Here is an 18,052-nt window from a genome sequence, read left to right on the forward strand (position 1 = left end):
AACCATCATACCAATGGAACCCAGGCCGATCATGCACTAACAATCAACTTGGACCCGTCAGATAGGGCTGCTCAACGATAACCGTGGATAAACACGGACATTCATGGAATGTTTTTGAAACATTTTGTGAAGAAAAAACCCCTCTAAGGGTTTGACCTTAAAGGGGTTATTTATGGCTCCGGCGGTAGGGATCGAACCTACGACCAATTGATTAACAGTCAACTGCTCTACCGCTGAGCTACGCCGGAACATGGGGCGTGATATAGCGATGGAAATTTCTGGCGTCCAGTGGATTTTGTCACATTTCCAAAGTTTTCCCGATTTTTTCTCAGAGCCTCTCAAACACGGCTTCGGATTCCAATGGACCTTGGGGGGAAACGATATTTTTTCCTGTAAGATCAACAAGGTGTGCAAAGACGTTGCGAGTTGCCGCACCCATAAGAGCGGTGGGGGTTTCAGTGTAAATTCGGCAAGCGAGATCATAGGCACGCGCGGGGCCGTCTTGGAGGGCAGCCAATATCTCAGCCTCTCGGCCCAATCGATGATCTATCAACCAATCAAGCCGCGCATTGGGTTCCGTGATTGGCGCGCCATGGCCTGCGTGAAAAACCGACCATTGCCGTGCATTCAACCGGTGGCATGACGCCATAAAGTCCGTCAGGTCTCCGTCCGGGGGGGAGACCAGCGAGCTGGCCCAACCCATCACGTGATCTCCTGTGAGGCAGATATCGTTCCACGCAAACGACACATGGTTGCCGAAATGGCCCGGCGTGTGCAGCGTTTCCAGCTGCCAGCCATCACCCATTACCAACTCACCGTCAGCCAGAGTGTGGTCCGGACGAAAGGATGCGTCCACGCCTTCTCCACCGCCGGCAAGCCCCTGTGCTGCAAGTTCTTGCATCACGGCACTGCGCCCGGCAAGGGCATCTCCGAACGCCCAGATGTCAGCACCGCATCGCTGGGACAGGCGGGCCGCAAGCGGGGAATGGTCCACATGTGCATGTGTCACAAGGATGTGGCTGATGCTCTGGCCCGGTTCAAGAGCGGCAAGAATCGCCTCGAGGTGCGCGTCGCTGTCGGGGCCGGGATCAATCACAGCGATCTCGCGTGTACCAACAAGGTAGGTGTTGGTACCACGAAAGGTCATCGGCGAAGGGTTGGTTGCAAGCACACGTCGCAGGCCCGGTGACAGAGCTTCGGGTTGCCCGGGCGTGGGGTCAAATTCAAGAATTTCCGGTGTCATGGGCTTTCCTTTAGGGCCGTGTCACGGCAAGGTTTAACCATGATGTTCAATTGGCTCAAACGCTATATGCCCCGCAGCCTCTATGCGCGGGCCGCCCTGATCCTGATCCTGCCGATCGTGATGCTGCAACTTGTGGTGACGACGGCCTTTATTCAACGGCATTTTGAGGGCGTCACAGACCAGATGACACGTGCGGTTTCGCGCGAGATTAATCTGGTGGTGGATGCGGTGAACGATCTTGATCAAGGCCCGCCACAAGATGCCGAGTTGGCAGAGGTTCTGGATCTTCTTGACATTGATCTGCGGTTCGATGTGCCGGATCCGGGCGAGAACCTGCGACGGTGGTTCGATTTTTCTGGAATCGTCGTCATTCGCACGCTGAACGAGTATGTCCCGGGGGTGGTGCGGGTCGATTTGCCCAACAACCGGCGCATGCGTGTCTATGTCGAAACCAATCGCGGGCTGGCTCAGATCGAATTTGAACGCAAGCGCGCCTCGGCCCGCAATCCACATCAGATGCTGGTCGTTATGGTCTCCTTTGGCATTTTGATGACGGTGATTTCTTTTCTCTACATGCGCAATCAACTGCGCCCGATCACGCGATTGTCTCGCGCTGCCGAAGCCTTTGGCCGCGGCCGCCATGTCGCCTATAGCCCCGGAGGAGCCATCGAAGTGCGCGCGGCTGGCAATGCGTTTCTGGACATGAGGTCGAGGATCGAGCGTCAAATCGAACAGCGCACGATGATGTTGTCGGGCGTAAGCCATGACCTGCGCACGCCTTTGACGCGGCTTAAGCTGGGGCTCAGCCTGTTAGATGACGAGGATGTTGAGCCTTTGGTGCGCGACGTCGAAGACATGCAACGGCTTCTGGACGAGTTCTTGAGTTTTGCCAAAGGCGCCTCGGAAGGGGATGTTGAGGATATTGACCCCGTAGCTTTGGTGCGCGGATTGGTCGAGGACAGTGCGCGGGGCGGCAGCAAGATCACGCTAGGGAACGTATCTGGCGAAGGCAATTTGCCGCTTCGAGAAATCGGGTTGAAACGGGCGATCGAAAACCTGATTGGCAATGCCGTGCGCTATGGCACGAATGCCAAAGTGTCTGTCGAGCTTTCAAACAAGTTTCTGCGCATTCGGGTTGAGGATGACGGACCGGGCATTCCACCGGAAGATCGCGAAGAAGCAGTAAAACCCTTTGCCAGACTAGAGCCCGCCCGCAATCAGAACCGCGGCTTGGGTGTTGGGCTGGGCTTGGCGATTGCGGCCGACATCGCACGTGCGCATGGCGGCGTTTTGCGATTGGGTGAAAGCGAGACCATGGGTGGGCTCTGCGCCGACATCGTTATCGCACGCTAGTATCCTTGGGCACGATCGACTTCGTGAAGCAAAGACTCTCCGGCGACAAGGCTGCGGTAATTCCGGGCCACGTCCGCAAAAGCGTCCCCCAAGTGCCAGCCAGACACATGCGGGGTGATGGTCACGCAGGGATGTTGCCACAGAGGGCTGGAGGCGGGCAGGGGCTCTTGGTTCAGAACGTCCAGCACCGCGTGGCCGGGGCGCTCTTTGTCCAACGCTGCGACCAGGGCGCCTTCATCTACCAGATCCCCGCGCCCTGCATTTAGAAACGTGCTGCCGGGCTTCATGGCCGCGAACATCTTTGCATCAAACAGGCCTCGCGTCGCCTCGGTTGAAGGCAGAATGGCGGCTACGTGATCTGAGCGGCCTAAGAGGTCAAGTAAGCCGTCAATTCCGTGCAGGCATTCAATGCCATTTACCGACTTGGGGCTGCGACTCCAGCCCAGCACATTGAATCCGAGTTTGTGAAACAAGTCAGCCGTATAGCCGCCAATGTGGCCAAGCCCCAAAACACCAACTGTGGTTTTGTGGGTCTCGCGCGGCGCAACGGACGTCCAGCGGCTGGCTTCTTGCTCGGCTGCATAAAACCGCATGTTGCGTTGTTCGCGCATTACGTATGCCAGACAGTACTCTGCAATCTCGCGGGCCGGGGCCTCGGGTTTCAATCGAGCGACGCGCACATGTGGTGGCAAGGCCGGGTGCGCAACAATGGTTTCGACCCCGGCACCCAGTTTCTGAACCAACTCGAGATTCGGCAGGCGCGCGGGAAGATCAGGACGCAGACGTGACACGGCCACCATACGGATCGCTGAAGGGTCCCAAGCATCTTCATGGGTCACGATGTCGAGGTCGGGGTCGAACCTGCGCACTTCGGCCCGCAATTCTGAGTCGGAAAACCAACCGGATGTTGCAGCATCGATCAACAAAGTCATGGGAATATCCTGAAAAGGGCGGAATTTGGTAGGCCCGGCATTCACCGGACTGTCGGCCTAGAATGTCTTTGGGTTTGTTGCAAGCCCCGTAAAAAAGGATAGTGGGCACCCTCTACGAATTAATCGTCCAAGGACATCTCCGCATACGCACCCGAAAACCGGTATCAATCCTGTACCGTGGAGAATTGACATGAAGCTCAAGGACGCAGAAATCCCCGCCAAGAAGGTCGGTTCCAAACCCATTCGAATGTCGGATGGTCGAAGGCTATCATTGATGATCCGCTTACGCGGGTCTCGCAGCTGGCAACTCGGCTACACGCGCTCGAACGGCAAGGCCGCGACCGCTTCCTTGGGAACTTACCCTGAAGTCAGCCTGAAGAAGGCGCGCTAACTGGCTGAGAAGACCAGTGCGCAGATCCGGCGGGGTCTTGATCCCTTCGCTGAGAAGCGCCGGGACGGGGCGCAAGGTGAGTCGGTTGACTCTTCCAGAAGGTCACCTAGGACTTTCTTGCCAAGCGCACCAATTGAAGTGACTGCCATATGGAGTGCTTTCGTAACCGGATGCGGAATGACGTCTGGCCCCGTATTGGCGGCCTGCCTGTCGGAGACATTCAAGCCATCGATGTCATGTCGGCAATCCAGCCCATCCTCGACCGTGGCGCGGCGAATACCGCCAAGCGCGCCGTGGGCATAATTGGGCAGATCATGTCCTACGCTGTGGTCATCGGTCTGGCATTATCCAACTCTACGCAAGGGCTGACCATTGCACTGGACGACCCTATTCCAACCAAGCACCGCGCGGCCGCCACCAACGACCACTATACCCTCGGCAAGATTCTTGATGAGATCTGGTCGTGGGAAGTTGGCTCGATGGCGCAGCGGCTCTTGCCGATGTACGCTTTGATCTTGGCGCGTGCCGGTGAAATCCTGAACATGCGCTGGCCTGAGATCGACGGTGATCTCTTGCGCTAGAAGGTCAGCAAGACCGGCGTCATCCAGATCGCGCCACTTTCCTGGCAGGCTCTGGAGGTCATTGAGGGCGTTCGGGCTTTCATTGGTCATCGCGAGTTCTTGTTTGCGAATCCTAGAGGATCCGGAAACAGGAGCGACTGTGACGGTGTTTAATCCCGAGTGCTGGCTCCTTGATATCAATCAAGAAGACAGGTTTGGACTATCATCAGCGGGAAAGCTTGCCCCAAATTCGTTGTGACAACGCTCGATCACATCGAATGGCAATTTTCAGAAACATTTTGGCAGGCTCTCACAAGTGATTTGCCCAATTGCCTCCCATTTACAGCTTTATAAGGTAGCCAAAAGTGTTGCCTCAGTTAGGTGATGATTGCCAAATTTACAGCGACCTCATGCCCCACCCGGCTCGTTGTAGAACATGAGTGAAGACTAACCCGGCAAGCGTTAAGTTTGTCGGGCCTTTTTTAGGGTGGAGTTATTCATTTTGCACTTAACCGGCAGATTTTTTTGGTTTCACAACTAGCTATTCGCCTCATCCGCAGGTGCGATGCCCAGCTAGAATTTCCAAGCTGGCTAAATTGATCTTAGAAGTTTGATCTACGAAAAACATTTGTGCGACTTGTGCTTTTCTGCCAGAGTTGTCGACATTGAAATCGCTCCCTTCTTTGGTGCTTCCTTCATGCAGGCCAACAATTTTCGACTAAAGCATATTTTTGAATACGTTCAGCGGCAAGACAGACCTTTGGCTAATAAGTGTCTTGCTGAGGTAGGATTATCAAAAGCCGACCTGCATTCTGATAAAGTCGTAATTGACACCATCAAAGAGGCTCAGTTCTTGAGACTGGCGTTTCATGAATTAGGCGACCCCACAATTGGTGCGAAGGTTGGCCTCAAATATTTTTCTTCGGCTACATTGCCCGGCTACATCGCTCGCTACTCGGAGAACACGGCGGCAGCGATTGAAACTTCCGCGCGTTTTTACTCCCAAACAGACACCTATTATAGATACTCACTCCGAAGGTCGGGAAACGCTGCTGCATTTGAGATTGAAGCAGCGGACGCAAGGGTTGCAAAATACCATCGGCATAACGAATTCTTGCTGTATGGATCGTTGACCTATTTGCGAAGCATCACAGAAAGTAATTTCTTTCCACTGGAGATGAGGTTCGCGCATGAGCACAGGTCAGAAGTGAAGTCCTTCGCGCGCCTTGCTGGTTGTTCCGTAAAATTCGGGTGCGAAAAAACTGAGATGATTTTGTCGAATAGTACGCTTCAAATCCCAATCCCCACTTATGATCCGAGATTGCGAAAACATTTAACAGAGTACGGTGAGCGATTGCGTCAGGAGGCTCCAGAAGAGCTTCCTAGTTTGCAGGCACTTATCGAAGGTGTTCTCACCAAGGGCTTACCCAATCGACTGGAACCTTCCGATGAAGTTGCGGCCAGTCTGGGTCTAAGTTCCAGAACAATGGCGAGACGCCTGACTGAAGAAGGTACTACCTTTAGGACAATTGTTGATGACCTTAGATTTGAGCTCGCAAAGTCTTACCTCAAAGACAAAATCAGCGTTACGGAGATTGCCTATTTGTTGGGTTACTCGGACACGGCGGCATTTTCTTCAGCTTTCAAACGTTGGTCTGGCGAAGCTCCAAGTGGATATCAGAAGAGAAAAAGCTGGTAGTTTGCTTGCTCGTTGGGGCAAAGACCTAGATTGCTACAATTCTCCCTGCTTCTCAATCCAAGTTATTGGCAAGAAAATCAATGAATGCTCGAATTTTTGAGGGAGTGTGCTGGGTTGCTGAGTGAAGCGCAAGCACGCCAATTCGCCTTGTTGGAAGCGTGGGCAGTATCTCAACAACCTCAGCGTTTCCTAATGCTTCCGAACATAAAAAGTCTGGTAAATGAGCAATGCCCAAACCAGCACGGGCGGCCATGAGTTGTGAAGTTCCATCGTTAACAACTAGTTTTCCTACATTGCGAACGTGCCGTGGTTGACCTATCGTAGAGGACAATAGCCATCTCGCTTCAGCGGAACTTCCGGAGGAGTGAATAAGCTGATGGTCTTTGAGATCATCAATAGTGTCTGGTTTCCCATTGATCGCGATGTAATCATGGCTGGCTACTAGCCGCATCGTCGTTTCTCCAACCTTTCTGCAGCGTAATTCACAGTCGCCCAATGGCCCTAATCGGAGGGAGACATCCCAACCGCGTTCTATCATGTTCGCCCCGCCCCTATTCAACTCTATGTCCAGACAAACTAGAGGATATTGGTCGCTAAAGGATTTCACCAATGGCATGAGTCTATGAACCGCAAAATCGGCTTGGCATCCGACTTTCAGCATTCCAATTGGTTCAGACTGCATATCTAACACCACCGCATCGGCTTCATGTGCGTCGCTGAGCACGCGCCGAATGCGGTCATAATAAATGTTACCAACTTCCGTTGGCGAAACTCTGCGCGTGCTTCGGTTCAAGAGGCGTGCACCCAACCGAGATTCGAGTGCGGCCACGTGTTTGGAAACTGAAGATTTTGAAACGCCCATTAACTTTGCGGCATCAGTAAATCCTCCTTGATCCACAACAGCTGCAAAAGCCTCTAGTTCGCAGAATTTGTCCATTGTTTTGTCCTCTTGATACGATTGGGATTTAAGGACATCGGCACTTGATGGTTTGTGATTTTCCGACAATTTTATGTTGGGACTTGCAAGCCCTTTCTGCCCACTTAAGCCAAGGAACAGATCTCTGGCATTGAATGGCCAAGAGATTTAGGAAACCCACTCGGTCAGTTGATGCTGGCCGCGTCATCGCTTACAAGAACCTGTCCGGCCCCTGCGCGGCCAGTGCACCCGCTAAGGCCTCCGGGGGCATCTTCCAAGCAATATGGGCAGCGTCCCACTTTGGCGCGGGCAAATCAGCGTCGGTAACCGTGCGCAAAGGGAATGCCCCCTGTAAGCCTGCCCTGATCAGAGACCTCAAAAGGTAGCCCTCGCCACCGGACCCAGAGCGGCCAAGGTCCACGGCCACAATCGTGGTCTTGCAACCCAGTTGCCCGTTCATCCGACCATAACCCCGAGCATCGCAGAACGAAGGCGAAATCCGAGTTTTCTGTTCCTCGAATGCCCACCCTGCGCAGATGTACTTCATGCACCTACCCGTGACCGATGATCTGACGCCCGATCGCGCGTGGGATTATGAACGCAAGTGCTTGATACTCACTGACGACCACGCTGACGAGCTCATTGAGCTCAACATCGATGACCTGCCGCAGGACGATCCCATCTAGCGCAAGGTGAAGTCCAACTGATGGGAGCCGTGACAGCATGTCGCTAGTGTACCCATCCGATTGACGGTGGGTACGAGCACCACTCATAGGCTAGGTTCTGCTGCCTTTAGGGGAGTACGTTCAGGATCTCGAGATCGAGAAACGTCTGGGTGAGGAATGGAAAGATTACAACGAACCAGACTCATCGGCTGATGAGAAGCATGTCCAGACACTGGAGAACGCGGTCTATTGGTCGAACTTCTATTCGAAGCCTGATGCGTGAGAAAATGAGTACAAAAAGCACCAATTCTCCCAGATGTGTTTAATGGTTGTGAGTACCGGTTCCGGGTCAGGGAACAAATAGCCACATAAAAAATAGTTTTGCGGTGGAATTTGGTAGGCCCGGCAACTAACATACCCCCTGTCTCATGCCATCTCAAGAAGTATCATAAATCATTGTATATATTAGCTTTTATTATATAACTTGCCATTTCCTGTCTCACCAAATATCAGCGTGTCTCAAGAAATCAGGGCACAATCAGGGCACAGCATGGCACTTTCAGAAAGCAAAATCCGCACCGCAAAACCCCGCGATAAACGCTATCGGATGACCGACGGTGGTGGGCTGGTGATGGACGTCACACCAGCAGGCAAGAAGGTCTGGCGCTACCGCCTACAGGCGGACGGGAAGGACCGCACCGTCACCTTGGGCGAATATCCTGCTATGGGGCTGCTGGACGCCCGTCAGACCGCCTTGGACCTCAAGCGTGACGATGTGGACCCCAAGGTCGCTGTGGCACGTCAGCAGGCCGCACAGGCTACGACGTTCCGCGATCTGGCCGAAGCCTACATGGAACGCGAGAAACCACATTGGGCCGATGGTCATCACCTGAGATTTAGAAACCGAATGGTCAACGATGTCTTTCCGGTCCTCGGTGACATGGCACCGCGCGACATCCAGCCCGTCGATGTGATCCGCGCCGTTACCGGTATTCAAGACCGTGGGGCCACAGACACGGCTGTCAGGGTGGTCGGCATGATAGGGCAGGTGATGCGCTACTGCGTGGCCCGAGGACAGGCGGACAGGGACGTCACAGCCGATCTAAAGGGTGGTCTGGACCGTCCACCCCCTGTGAAGCACATGGCCGCTGTGATCGACCGTGACGACCTCGGGCGCATGCTTGTCGACATTTGGGACTGGGCAGGGAATTCCTACGGCAAGCCACTCCTGCAATTGGCCGCGTATCTGTTCCAACGCCCCGGCGAGATACAGGCGATGCGTTGGGCCGACATCGATCTGGACAAAGCGCTCTGGACCTACACCGTCAGCAAGGTCGGCGTGGAGCATGCCGTGCCATTGCCAGCGCAGGCGGTCGAGATATTGCGGGAACTGCACAAACAGACCGGACGGTTTGAGTTCGTGTTCTACAGCCACAGCGCCAAAAGCGGACACGTCAGTCCACAGATCGCGGTCAAGCTATTGGACAAGATCGGTTGGCGGGATCGTCAAACGGTTCACGGGTTTCGCGCTATCGCCCGCACGGTCATAGCCGAAGACTTAGGGGCCGAGCCGCGACTGATCGAACAGCAGTTGTCACACAGCGTTCCAGAGGTTCACGGCAAAGCCTACAACCGCACCAGATTCATCAACGAACGGCGCAAAATGGTGCAGGAATATGCCGATCACCTGGACAAAATTCGCGCTAAAAATACGGGTGTATGCGCGTAGTTTTTTGGCATGTCATTGTTCGCACTGGTTTATTGGATATAAGAATTTCTATATATAAAACTAAGCAATAACAAGGGGTTGTGGAATCTTCCTCAAGTGAATTAGTGTTTCTCCAGATGTCACTATCAATGGAGAAAGACATGCAAAAAGCCGTACCAATGTTGCGTATGCCGCGCGTTCTGGAACTCACTGGCCTTAGTCGGCCTGTCCTTTACCGTCTTGTTAAAAAGGGCAAGTTCCCAAAGCCCAAACAGGTTAGCCCGAATGTCATCGCGTGGCCTGAATCTGTGATTGCCGAATGGCAGGCAAACCTGCCCGAAAGCACCATTAAATCCTGCAATCCGAAGGTGGGTGCGGTATGACCCGTCTCGCTACGGTATCCCACGTGACGGACCGGGCTATCATTGAGGCGGCACAGGCGTTTGTGCGTGAAGCCGAGTCCGTGGTGGTCCGTGGCGTCAAGCTGGGTCACATGCTGAACGAACGTAAACGGGACACCCCGCACGGTCAGTGGACCCCGTGGGTGGAAGAAAACCTGCCGTTCGGTATCAGCTTTGCACAGAAGTTGATGAAGCTGGCCGACAACGAACAGGTCATTACATCAAATGCCGCATCGGTTCCGCTTTTGACCATCAACGATGCGCTGGCGGTTGCGCGCGGTAAACCCGCACCGAAGCCACAACCACAGCCGCAGCCGAAGCCCGCACCAGCACAGCCACAGGCCACGCTTGGGGACTTGGAAGCCACGTTGTCAGCATCGGCCAAGGTGCGGCTGGACAAGACCGTCGAGGCGCACAAGGCCGCGCTGGATGAAGCCCATGACATGGTGTTGCGGACCGTTGAGAAAAAACACAAAGCCGAAATCGACCGACTGGCATGGGAACGCCTTGATGCCATATTGCCCGGTTTCGAAGAACGGGTGAAGAAAGCGGAACGGTGGATGCGCAAGGATAAGCCGTTCACACAAGCCGAATTCAAATTGCTGACGATGGCAACACACCCCGACAAGTTTGGTGATAAGAAGCAAGCTGCCGCATCGGACCTTCACAAGAGGTTGCGGGACATGGGTGATGCGCTGGTAACCAAGCCAAGATCATTGCCTGATCGAATGCCGTCGCTGGATGAAATCCGTGCCAGTCACGCGTCACGGATCGAACAGAAAATGACCAAGCGTGAACGTCACGCACGGGGCTTGGCGTTCGACATGCTGCGTCGGCTGTATCCCGATTTTTACGGTGACACCTGAACGACCCTGACACACTTGAATAACTGATCCTTGCCGAGTGTGTCGGCCAAAAGAAAACCCGTCGCGCTGCGAGGGCGCGACGGGTCCAACAACAACCCGCGATCTGCAAGGAACAGGCCGTCATGAATGACATAGTACAATACCCACCGGGAGTGGTACAGCAACCGACTCTGTCTTACGAAGAAACCATTGCCCGCGAACGGGCGATTTTCGCAAGCATGAAGGCTGAAGCACAAGTTCGGCAATTGACCACCGCAACAGACTTGCCCCGAAACTGGCCGCACATTGGAACTTGGGAAGATCGGGTCAGGGATCACGAAGGTGATGTCGAATACCTGGTGCCTGACCTGATACCGCGTGGCCTGATCACAACGCTGTTCGGGCGCGACGGGATCGGTAAGTCGTTTCTGATGATGTACGTGAGCATGTGTCTTGCCGTAGGCAGATGCCCTCTGACCAACGACTCAGGGGGCACACCACTGCGCGTGTGGTTCTTGTCCACCGAAGACCCCGAACGCGCCATTGTGAGCCGTTTCAAGGCGATCAGTGAATCCCTATGCCTCGACCCATACGAGGAATCCCAACTGTCTCAGAACTTCGTCATGCCGCAGATGAAGGGCATAGACACCTGTTTGCAGATCACCGGGAAAGGTGGCCAACCAACTGCGTCACAATATGCGCGGATGTTGGAACGTGCGCTTGACCAAGGCGCACCCGATCTTCTGGCAATGGACCCGATCAGCGATCTGTTCAGGGGCAACCAGAACGCGGCAAACGATGTCGCCCCGTTCCTCTGGTACTGTGAGACGCTGGCCGACCGGTACAACATGGCACTTGCCCTGATCGGTCACCCTGCCAAGGACGAAGAATCGCGGTACGCTGGGCACTCGCTGTGGTCCAGCAAGTCCCGTAGTCGGCTGTTCCTGTTCTGCGAGAAAAACGTCACGTGGTTGGAACAGGACAAGCGCACCAACGGCCCGAAGGCGAAACCGATCAGATTGAAGTGGAACGATGGTGTTCTTGCCCCGGTGTCCGAACTGGAACAAGGCGACACGGACCGTGCGATCCGTCAGGCCATTGAGGAAGGATTGCCCCACTGGGCCGCTCGTGGCGAAGTGGTCTCTGTGGCCAACACCGCGCCGAACAAGATGCACAAGATGTTACCCGACTATGATGAAGCCGATGTGCGCCGTATAACGGGCCAACTATGTGCCGACGGCACGTTACGGACCGTTGAGTTTGATGGCACCGATAATGTTCCAGACATACGTAACAAGCGTAACGTAGCCAAGAAAGGTGTGTGGTGGAACAAGTGAAGAACTACTGCTGAACAACTGCTGAACTACTTCCCAGTGGTTCTTTGCACCTTACAAAGACGGTTCGTTGGCTGGTGTCCTTGCGCTCCGCTGAACTACTACCCCCTGTAAGGGGGAGTAGTAGCAGCAGCGTCACCGGACAACCAACACGACATTGTTAACGCAGTAGCGTTGGTGTGATGAACCACTATCCACCCGCAAGTATGTCACGCACCGCACGCATATAACCGTCACACCATATGCCCACCACGCAACGACAGCGTCCCATCACGCAACGACAGCCCAACCACCAACGACAAGCAACGACACGACCTGCCACACCACCAGCATCATCACATCCGCAACGGCACGACCTGCACCGTCATCGTCACGCAACGGCCTATAACGGGTCGGCTATATCCATCAGGGGCGGGGTGTTCCGTAACTTCGACTTGGGGGTCACCACCGCACAGGGGAGAGAGATTCTAGAACTAATCCGAAAAATGACCCCCCTGTACCAACCTTCCAGTTACTGGAATCTTGCGCTATAATAGGCCGTCCGCGCGCCCCGACGGGTGTCCTTGTTTGTGGGGAATCATGATCGAAGACCGTGAATTTATGCGTCGAATCCGCCTAGAAGCGATGATCCGTCACGCTCGACGGTGTATTGCCAGAACCGCTGGCAGACCGACCACGTATGAGACGGATGGCGTCGAGCATTTCATCACCTGCGCTGGTGTTCACATCCACGTCGCCCCGGACAGCAAATCCAGCAAGCAAATCCTGCAACAGTGGTGCAATGAGGCGAACATATGAGATTGAACCCCGCGCTTTTGGCTGACGCCGCTGACTGCAATCGACACCTGCGGTGGATTGAAGGTGAGACGATCCCCAAAGTGGCACGTGCTGGCCCTCGTATGGGTGAAGGTATCCAGCGCAGGGCCAAAACGTGCTGTGCGTCCTGCGACAAACTCATGGCTCCGGGGTTTAAGAAATACCGAGGTGATCCGTGGTGCGGTCGACAATCTTGCGCGGTTCGTTTGGACCGTTGGTGGAATAAAAGTACGACATAAACCACTGATTTATTTCGTTTTTGTCGTACCTAAAATCTATACAGACGCAAAATCCATGAGCATACTTGTCGACAACCAAGGATGGATCGACGTATGCCCAGCATCAAAACAGCCCCCACAGCATCCCGAAAACTGATTAAGTCGCTGGCCTTTCGCCGCCGCGAACTATTCCTGACGGCCAAACAGGCTCGTGATGGTGTAGCAGGCGCGGACCGTGAGACGGACACCCAGATCGCGCGTATCCGCAAACACGTCCATCGAGCCACCGAGGCCACCGAGGCCGCACAAGCTGCCGCTGATGACTTCAACACCGCATCCCTCATTCTGAAATCTGGTACCGACTGTGGACCCCTTTCCAGTCCGGTATCCAGACTCGCAGCGCTTTCTGTCCGGTTGGGAGGGAGTTCGGCCCTGACCGATCTGGTGGAAAGCGCTGCACACCAAGCCCGAGATGCCGCAACCCTGTCGCAAGATCGCCTCGACAATTTTAGCGACGACATCGCGGCATCACTGGCCGCTTGTGATCTGGTCGAGGCGCAACGTGACGGTGATGACGCCCGCGTCCGCCGCACTCGACGCAAATACCAATTCCACAAAGACGCACACTCCGAGAGGACCGCCCGATGACCAACCCCTTTAAAGACACGGGAACCAATCCATACGATTTACCTGGTGGCCCCTCTGCGACCCGATCTGCCAACTCTGACGGCATGATCGGCATCGGTGGGGGTGTTGGTATCAAGGGTGACCAGATCGTCACGATGGATGCTGCCGCTGGCACCGTGAACCCCGCTGGCCAAGCCCTTTTGCGCTTCATTCTCGGTCGTGTGGACCAGCGCGAAGCGGCAATGGCCGAAGTGATCGGCAAGCTGATCGCCAAACACATCCAGCCTTATGAACGCCGGATCGATGAACTGGAAAAAGCCCTCGACCAAGCCCGGTCCGATGTGTCCGACGCGATCCGCACCAGCGTGGTCGGATACTTGGATGACGCCCCGACGCTGGATGAACTCGACAAGATGGCCAAGCGCCACAAGAAAACGATGGAGCAAAACCAATGACCCTTTTCCAAGGCAACACCACCGCCGACCGCAAGGCTCGCACAGCCCTCGAAAACGAGACCAAGGCCGCTGCTTTTGACGATGCTCTGGCAATGGCCAAAGACGCGCCGAAGACGGCCCGAGAACTGGCCGCAACCAAGGCTGAACTGGCCGCACTGCGCAAAACGGTTGATCGTCCCGTCCATGTGACTGTCCGACCGCCTGCCGAGCCTAAGAAGGCCGCGAAACAGGCCCAGCTATCATCCCTGCGTCTTCTGTCTGCGGCTGCTTATGGCGGCATGAAACAGCACGCCGATCAGGGCCATATCCACGCCCATGTCGAAAAGCTATTCGGGGATCGCAACACGCACCAGCATGTGATCCGCGATGCGACATCCGTGGCGACCACAACGTCCGCTGGTTGGGGTGCAGAACTCACCAATTCCATGAGCGTGGGTTTCATCCGTGATCTGGCACAAACGTCCTGTGCTGCCCAACTGATCGCCCGTGCTGGTATCCAGCCGTTCAACGGTGCCAACTCGCTCACATGGGGCATGCGTGCTGACGACGCCAAAGGCGACATGAAACCCTCTTGGGTGGCTGAAGGCGCGACCATCCCTGTGATGCAATCTCGGTTTAGTTCCGTGACCCTTGCCCGTCACAAGCTGGGTGCGATTGCTACGGCATCGGACGAACTGATCCGTGTATCAAATCCGGCGATCCTGAACCTGATCGAAGAATTTGTCAGGGAAGATGCCAGCACCGGACTCGATGACAGCATGTTCAATCCGAACCTTGCGGAAATTGCTGCGGTTCGTCCGTCCAGCCTGACCTACAATGCCACCAACGACGCCAGTGATGGCGGCTCGACCCTTGCCGACATCCTGAAGGACATAAAATGGCTGCGGTCGGAAATGTCTGCGGTCAACGCTGTCGACCCGGTAATCCTAATCCACAGCGACCGCTACATGGCGCTGCAAATGGTGACCAGCACCGACGGCAACAGCTTCCCGCTGCGTGACGAACTGGCCAGCACTGGTGGTTTGTTCGGTGTGCCGATCATGCACAGCCCGTACATGAACGCACAGCACGCCATTGCGCTTGATGCTGCCCGTCTGGTCGTCGCAATGGATGGTGTCCACGTGGACACATCCAGCGCTGTGACGCTTGTGATGGCTGATGCGGATGGTGTTGCCCCGACAATGCTTGATGCGGGTGCTGTGAACGACAGTGGCGGATCGATCCACGTGTCCGATGCGGCTGGTACCACACCACCCCCACAGGTGCGCGGCATGTTCCAGACATCCTCGACCGCGATCCGGTTGGTCATCCCGATGACCTACAAGATGTTGAAACCGTCCGTCGCGTACCTAACGAACGTGCTTTGGTGATCTGATGGGTATGCGTATCGTAAAAGCCAATCCTGATCCGCTGACCGCAAGCGTGGTGACGGTCAACGCCTGTACTGCGGACGTCACGATCCGTGCGGGCGATCAGGTGCGTATCTCGGACACTGGCGACATCCGCACTGCAATTGGCCTCTATCTGATCGACAATGGTTTCACCGGAAACGAGACGATTCACATCCGCACTTTGCAGCGGTCCGAGTGGGCTTGTCAGTCGAACGAATACACCAACCTTGCGTCCGGTCTGACGAAGACCAAGGCGGCGAAACTCAGGAAGGCGTCCCGCCCATGAGTGAGCGCATCCCGATCTACACGAAACAAGGCGTAGCCACCGGCCAGACGGTCGATCCGTCACGGTACGACATGCGGTCGATCCCTAGTCGCGGTCTGGTGGCGCTTGGACATCGTGTCGGTCGGGACGGTCTGCCCGAGTGGTCGCGGATATTTGTGAAACAAGGAGACCTGCCCGATGACACCCCAACGGAATAAATACGGCACCCTGACGGGCCAGACGTTCGATGAAACCCGCTTTGATCTGCAAAAGACCGTGGTACCTGGACTCGTCCAGATGGGCCGATCACAGGCCATGCACGGCAGGGCCGATGATGCCGACTGGTGGCCTGTCTATGCTCTGGCGACCGACTTGCCGTGACCCGCAAAAAGAGGACCAAAAAGATGCCTTTGGACATGACCGGACAACCAGACCGACCGCAAGTCGACCGTGATGCGGTTGCGCTGGCCCTACAGCGAGAACTGGGCCGACCCTTGGCGTGGTCCGAGTATGTCCGCATCTGGAACGTGACGACCGACAAGATGGGTCGGTCGGATTTTATCCGCGACTGATGACGATCCGTGATCAGATACTCGCCGCGCTTGATCCCTTTGTCGCGCTCGGTCTGCCGGTCAATGTAGGCGTGGTGGACCTGAGTGGGTCACGGGTGGAAGTGGTTGCCCAGATCGGCCCTCTGACGGTCCTGTCTGGTCGGATACCGGCGACGTCTCAGGCTGTGGATGACCTCTTGGCGCGGCAGGGATGGATGTTGGCGGCACTCTATCGCCTTCAAGGTGGGCCACGCTCACCAACCAGTCTGCAAACCAATGTCCCGCCATATCTGACCCCCGTCGCATAACCTAGCCGATACGGTCCGTTGTGTCATTGTGGCTGGTACCTGGTATCTGGTGGCCGGGGGTATGCCGAGACCTAAGCCCGACAGATCGCCACCGCACACCGAAGCACGGAAAGTTACACAGCGGGGCTTAATGCTCTTTTTGTAACGAGTATTTAAGCCTATTCGCCATTATGATGGCCAATTAATAAAAATAACCGTTACAAAAGCGCTTGCACATACCGCGTTTCGCTCCTATTTCGGTCTCGAAAAGGGGAAACAGATGCGCAAGAAAGCCACAACACGGGAAGTTATCCGGGCCGAAGCCTTGGGTAAAACCGTATCCAAACAAACAATGATCAAGACGGAACGCTTTGTTGAAGGCGTGTTCTCTGAACTGACGGACCTGCCTATTTCCCTTCGTCACGATTGGACTATCCGGTCTTTGACCGCGAAGAAGTCAGTGAGCAAAGGCGGGAAATACAAGGCGCGGTTCCGTAACTATGAGTTGGACGCCGCCGATCAGTTTGGTGAAGACGGTGCAGGTGTTGCGCTGCGTCTGATCCGCTATGTTGATGACGATACGGATTTTGACGCTTTGGTCGATTGGACTGAATATCCTTCGTTTGCCGCCGATCCCGAAATCGGAAGCCTGTTTCGCATAACCACATGGGACTCCCTGCGCTGCCTTGTGGCGCACGAAGTGGCCCATGCTGTCGATTTCCACCAAGGTGGCGATGGTGGTCATCGTGAAAGCTGGAAGGCGATCTATCGCGACTATCGCAAGCGTCTGGGATTGGTCCGTGTCGCCCCGTTAACCTCAACGGCGACAGACACAACCTGCAACCACTGCGGAGAACTTTTCATCCCCGCCCGTAAGAATACAAAGTATTGCAGCACCAAGTGCCGTGTCGCAGCGCACCGGGAGTCGAAGCGATGACCAGCATCACCCGCAAGATCGGCGCGAACCGTGGCAAGCCCCGGCTCTGGCTGGAAGGCAAGGTGCTGGTGTCGGCTGGTCTGGACCATGGCAACCGCTGGAACCTCGTTCCGGTGGAAGGTGGTCTTGATCTGGTCCGAAGCGATGACGGCAAGCGCAAGATCGCCGGAAAGCCCGGTCGACCCATCATCGATCTGGCTGGCGCATCGGTCCCTTGGCCCACTGGTACCGTCGTGACGCTGACCTTTAAGCAAGGCAAAGGAGTCATCCATGTCAGATAATATCGTCCAGTTTCCGACCGCATATGAGCCATACGAGGCCCAGCCACAGCCCGTCTCGGTCCGAGTGGTCCTGACACCACCCCCTGCGCCTTTCCTGACGCCTTTGGGCGTACTGGTGGCTGTGTTGGCTGGTGTGGTGACGTTTGTCGCGGTGTCGGCTTTGATAGGGTAGTGCTT

24 protein-coding genes and 1 tRNA gene are annotated in these 18,052 nt (G+C 55.4%); 20 read left to right on the plus strand and 5 right to left on the minus strand.

Annotated features, from left to right (window positions below; all coding sequences use genetic code 11):
• Positions 1-173: 173 nt before the first annotated feature.
• Positions 174-248 (minus strand) — tRNA-Asn (locus Q0932_RS17580).
• 80 nt (positions 249-328) lie between these two features.
• On the minus strand, positions 329-1,243 hold the full coding sequence (locus Q0932_RS17585) for an MBL fold metallo-hydrolase (RefSeq protein WP_299356044.1): 915 nt from the start codon (positions 1,241-1,243) through the stop codon (positions 329-331).
• Positions 1,244-1,282: 39 nt separating this feature from the next.
• Between Q0932_RS17585 and Q0932_RS17590 the strand changes: the two genes are divergently transcribed.
• Positions 1,283-2,596, plus strand: coding sequence for an ATP-binding protein (locus Q0932_RS17590; RefSeq protein WP_299356046.1), 1,314 nt, complete (start codon positions 1,283-1,285; stop codon positions 2,594-2,596).
• Here Q0932_RS17590 and Q0932_RS17595 read toward each other — a convergent pair.
• Entirely contained in the window at positions 2,593-3,528 is a 936-nt protein-coding gene (locus tag Q0932_RS17595) for a glyoxylate/hydroxypyruvate reductase A (RefSeq protein WP_299356048.1), read from the minus strand. The two genes, Q0932_RS17590 and Q0932_RS17595, sit on opposite strands and share 4 nt — an antisense overlap.
• Positions 3,529-3,718: 190 nt before the next feature.
• Here Q0932_RS17595 and Q0932_RS17600 point away from each other — a divergent pair, with 190 nt between their 5' ends.
• The 3 genes from Q0932_RS17600 to Q0932_RS17610 all read left to right on the plus strand — a co-directional run bounded on the left by Q0932_RS17600 (position 3,719) and on the right by Q0932_RS17610 (position 6,178).
• Entirely contained in the window at positions 3,719-3,919 is a 201-nt protein-coding gene (locus tag Q0932_RS17600) for an Arm DNA-binding domain-containing protein (protein WP_299356050.1), read from the plus strand.
• A 149-nt stretch (positions 3,920-4,068) separates the two neighbouring features.
• Complete coding sequence (locus tag Q0932_RS17605; protein ID WP_299356052.1) at positions 4,069-4,500, plus strand: hypothetical protein; 432 nt, start codon at positions 4,069-4,071, stop codon at positions 4,498-4,500.
• 589 nt (positions 4,501-5,089) lie between these two features.
• Complete coding sequence (locus Q0932_RS17610) at positions 5,090-6,178, plus strand: AraC family transcriptional regulator (protein ID WP_299356054.1); 1,089 nt, start codon at positions 5,090-5,092, stop codon at positions 6,176-6,178.
• A gap of 52 nt (positions 6,179-6,230) precedes the next feature.
• On the opposite strand, the gene Q0932_RS17615 is transcribed toward Q0932_RS17610, so the two are convergent.
• Together Q0932_RS17615 and Q0932_RS17620 are read right to left on the minus strand one after the other, a co-directional pair.
• On the minus strand, positions 6,231-7,115 hold the full coding sequence (locus Q0932_RS17615) for a LysR family transcriptional regulator (protein ID WP_299356056.1): 885 nt from the start codon (positions 7,113-7,115) through the stop codon (positions 6,231-6,233).
• A 190-nt stretch (positions 7,116-7,305) separates the two neighbouring features.
• Positions 7,306-7,641, minus strand: a complete 336-nt coding sequence (locus tag Q0932_RS17620) for a hypothetical protein (protein WP_299356058.1) — start codon at positions 7,639-7,641, stop codon at positions 7,306-7,308.
• Between Q0932_RS17620 and Q0932_RS17625 the strand changes: the two genes are divergently transcribed.
• The 16 genes from Q0932_RS17625 to Q0932_RS17700 all read left to right on the plus strand — a co-directional run bounded on the left by Q0932_RS17625 (position 7,640) and on the right by Q0932_RS17700 (position 18,047).
• A complete protein-coding gene (locus Q0932_RS17625) occupies positions 7,640-7,780 on the plus strand; it encodes a hypothetical protein (protein WP_299356060.1) in 141 nt (46 codons plus the stop codon). The two genes, Q0932_RS17620 and Q0932_RS17625, sit on opposite strands and share 2 nt — an antisense overlap.
• A gap of 529 nt (positions 7,781-8,309) precedes the next feature.
• Positions 8,310-9,488, plus strand: a complete 1,179-nt coding sequence (locus Q0932_RS17630; protein WP_299356062.1) for an integrase arm-type DNA-binding domain-containing protein — start codon at positions 8,310-8,312, stop codon at positions 9,486-9,488.
• A gap of 140 nt (positions 9,489-9,628) precedes the next feature.
• Complete coding sequence (locus tag Q0932_RS17635) at positions 9,629-9,850, plus strand: AlpA family phage regulatory protein (protein ID WP_299356064.1); 222 nt, start codon at positions 9,629-9,631, stop codon at positions 9,848-9,850.
• A complete protein-coding gene (locus tag Q0932_RS17640) occupies positions 9,847-10,734 on the plus strand; it encodes a DUF3102 domain-containing protein (RefSeq protein WP_299356066.1) in 888 nt (295 codons plus the stop codon). Before Q0932_RS17635 ends, Q0932_RS17640 begins: the two co-directional genes overlap by 4 nt.
• A gap of 122 nt (positions 10,735-10,856) precedes the next feature.
• On the plus strand, positions 10,857-12,050 hold the full coding sequence (locus tag Q0932_RS17645) for an AAA family ATPase (RefSeq protein ID WP_299356068.1): 1,194 nt from the start codon (positions 10,857-10,859) through the stop codon (positions 12,048-12,050).
• A 1,145-nt stretch (positions 12,051-13,195) separates the two neighbouring features.
• Positions 13,196-13,729, plus strand: coding sequence for a hypothetical protein (locus tag Q0932_RS17650; protein WP_299356069.1), 534 nt, complete (start codon positions 13,196-13,198; stop codon positions 13,727-13,729).
• A complete protein-coding gene (locus tag Q0932_RS17655) occupies positions 13,726-14,163 on the plus strand; it encodes a hypothetical protein (protein ID WP_299356071.1) in 438 nt (145 codons plus the stop codon). Before Q0932_RS17650 ends, Q0932_RS17655 begins: the two co-directional genes overlap by 4 nt.
• Positions 14,160-15,533 (plus strand): phage major capsid protein, encoded by a 1,374-nt coding sequence (locus Q0932_RS17660; RefSeq protein ID WP_299356073.1) that lies wholly within the window; start codon positions 14,160-14,162, stop codon positions 15,531-15,533. The genes Q0932_RS17655 and Q0932_RS17660 overlap by 4 nt, the downstream gene beginning before the upstream one ends.
• A 4-nt stretch (positions 15,534-15,537) precedes the next feature.
• Positions 15,538-15,840, plus strand: a complete 303-nt coding sequence (locus tag Q0932_RS17665) for a hypothetical protein (protein ID WP_299356075.1) — start codon at positions 15,538-15,540, stop codon at positions 15,838-15,840.
• On the plus strand, positions 15,837-16,037 hold the full coding sequence (locus Q0932_RS17670) for a hypothetical protein (RefSeq protein WP_299356077.1): 201 nt from the start codon (positions 15,837-15,839) through the stop codon (positions 16,035-16,037). Before Q0932_RS17665 ends, Q0932_RS17670 begins: the two co-directional genes overlap by 4 nt.
• Complete coding sequence (locus Q0932_RS17675; protein WP_299356079.1) at positions 16,018-16,200, plus strand: hypothetical protein; 183 nt, start codon at positions 16,018-16,020, stop codon at positions 16,198-16,200. The genes Q0932_RS17670 and Q0932_RS17675 overlap by 20 nt, the downstream gene beginning before the upstream one ends.
• 23 nt (positions 16,201-16,223) lie before the next feature.
• Positions 16,224-16,391 carry a hypothetical protein gene (locus tag Q0932_RS17680; protein WP_299356081.1) on the plus strand — a complete coding sequence of 56 codons (168 nt, stop codon included), beginning with the start codon at positions 16,224-16,226 and terminating at the stop codon, positions 16,389-16,391.
• A complete protein-coding gene (locus Q0932_RS17685; protein WP_299356083.1) occupies positions 16,391-16,678 on the plus strand; it encodes a hypothetical protein in 288 nt (95 codons plus the stop codon). The genes Q0932_RS17680 and Q0932_RS17685 overlap by 1 nt, the downstream gene beginning before the upstream one ends.
• Positions 16,679-16,937: 259 nt before the next feature.
• On the plus strand, positions 16,938-17,594 hold the full coding sequence (locus Q0932_RS17690) for a hypothetical protein (protein ID WP_299356085.1): 657 nt from the start codon (positions 16,938-16,940) through the stop codon (positions 17,592-17,594).
• Positions 17,591-17,875, plus strand: coding sequence for a hypothetical protein (locus Q0932_RS17695; protein ID WP_299356087.1), 285 nt, complete (start codon positions 17,591-17,593; stop codon positions 17,873-17,875). Before Q0932_RS17690 ends, Q0932_RS17695 begins: the two co-directional genes overlap by 4 nt.
• Entirely contained in the window at positions 17,865-18,047 is a 183-nt protein-coding gene (locus Q0932_RS17700) for a hypothetical protein (protein WP_299356089.1), read from the plus strand. The genes Q0932_RS17695 and Q0932_RS17700 overlap by 11 nt, the downstream gene beginning before the upstream one ends.
• Positions 18,048-18,052: the final 5 nt, after the last annotated feature.

The sequence above is a fragment of the uncultured Shimia sp. genome (genome assembly GCF_947498095.1).
In the GTDB taxonomy this organism is placed as follows: Bacteria; Pseudomonadota; Alphaproteobacteria; order Rhodobacterales; family Rhodobacteraceae; genus Shimia.

Coding starts and splice junctions, on each gene's coding strand:
- Q0932_RS17585 (WP_299356044.1), bottom strand. CDS start 1,243: ATGACACCGGAAATTCTTGAATTTGACCCCACGCCCGGGCAACCCGAA.
- Q0932_RS17590 (WP_299356046.1), top strand. CDS start 1,283: ATGATGTTCAATTGGCTCAAACGCTATATGCCCCGCAGCCTCTATGCG.
- Q0932_RS17595 (WP_299356048.1), bottom strand. CDS start 3,528: ATGACTTTGTTGATCGATGCTGCAACATCCGGTTGGTTTTCCGACTCA.
- Q0932_RS17600 (WP_299356050.1), top strand. CDS start 3,719: ATGAAGCTCAAGGACGCAGAAATCCCCGCCAAGAAGGTCGGTTCCAAA.
- Q0932_RS17605 (WP_299356052.1), top strand. CDS start 4,069: ATGGAGTGCTTTCGTAACCGGATGCGGAATGACGTCTGGCCCCGTATT.
- Q0932_RS17615 (WP_299356056.1), bottom strand. CDS start 7,115: ATGGACAAATTCTGCGAACTAGAGGCTTTTGCAGCTGTTGTGGATCAA.
- Q0932_RS17625 (WP_299356060.1), top strand. CDS start 7,640: ATGCACCTACCCGTGACCGATGATCTGACGCCCGATCGCGCGTGGGAT.
- Q0932_RS17620 (WP_299356058.1), bottom strand. CDS start 7,641: ATGAAGTACATCTGCGCAGGGTGGGCATTCGAGGAACAGAAAACTCGG.
- Q0932_RS17630 (WP_299356062.1), top strand. CDS start 8,310: ATGGCACTTTCAGAAAGCAAAATCCGCACCGCAAAACCCCGCGATAAA.
- Q0932_RS17635 (WP_299356064.1), top strand. CDS start 9,629: ATGCAAAAAGCCGTACCAATGTTGCGTATGCCGCGCGTTCTGGAACTC.
- Q0932_RS17640 (WP_299356066.1), top strand. CDS start 9,847: ATGACCCGTCTCGCTACGGTATCCCACGTGACGGACCGGGCTATCATT.
- Q0932_RS17645 (WP_299356068.1), top strand. CDS start 10,857: ATGAATGACATAGTACAATACCCACCGGGAGTGGTACAGCAACCGACT.
- Q0932_RS17650 (WP_299356069.1), top strand. CDS start 13,196: ATGCCCAGCATCAAAACAGCCCCCACAGCATCCCGAAAACTGATTAAG.
- Q0932_RS17655 (WP_299356071.1), top strand. CDS start 13,726: ATGACCAACCCCTTTAAAGACACGGGAACCAATCCATACGATTTACCT.
- Q0932_RS17660 (WP_299356073.1), top strand. CDS start 14,160: ATGACCCTTTTCCAAGGCAACACCACCGCCGACCGCAAGGCTCGCACA.
- Q0932_RS17665 (WP_299356075.1), top strand. CDS start 15,538: ATGGGTATGCGTATCGTAAAAGCCAATCCTGATCCGCTGACCGCAAGC.
- Q0932_RS17670 (WP_299356077.1), top strand. CDS start 15,837: ATGAGTGAGCGCATCCCGATCTACACGAAACAAGGCGTAGCCACCGGC.
- Q0932_RS17675 (WP_299356079.1), top strand. CDS start 16,018: ATGACACCCCAACGGAATAAATACGGCACCCTGACGGGCCAGACGTTC.
- Q0932_RS17680 (WP_299356081.1), top strand. CDS start 16,224: ATGCCTTTGGACATGACCGGACAACCAGACCGACCGCAAGTCGACCGT.
- Q0932_RS17685 (WP_299356083.1), top strand. CDS start 16,391: ATGACGATCCGTGATCAGATACTCGCCGCGCTTGATCCCTTTGTCGCG.
- Q0932_RS17690 (WP_299356085.1), top strand. CDS start 16,938: ATGCGCAAGAAAGCCACAACACGGGAAGTTATCCGGGCCGAAGCCTTG.
- Q0932_RS17695 (WP_299356087.1), top strand. CDS start 17,591: ATGACCAGCATCACCCGCAAGATCGGCGCGAACCGTGGCAAGCCCCGG.
- Q0932_RS17700 (WP_299356089.1), top strand. CDS start 17,865: ATGTCAGATAATATCGTCCAGTTTCCGACCGCATATGAGCCATACGAG.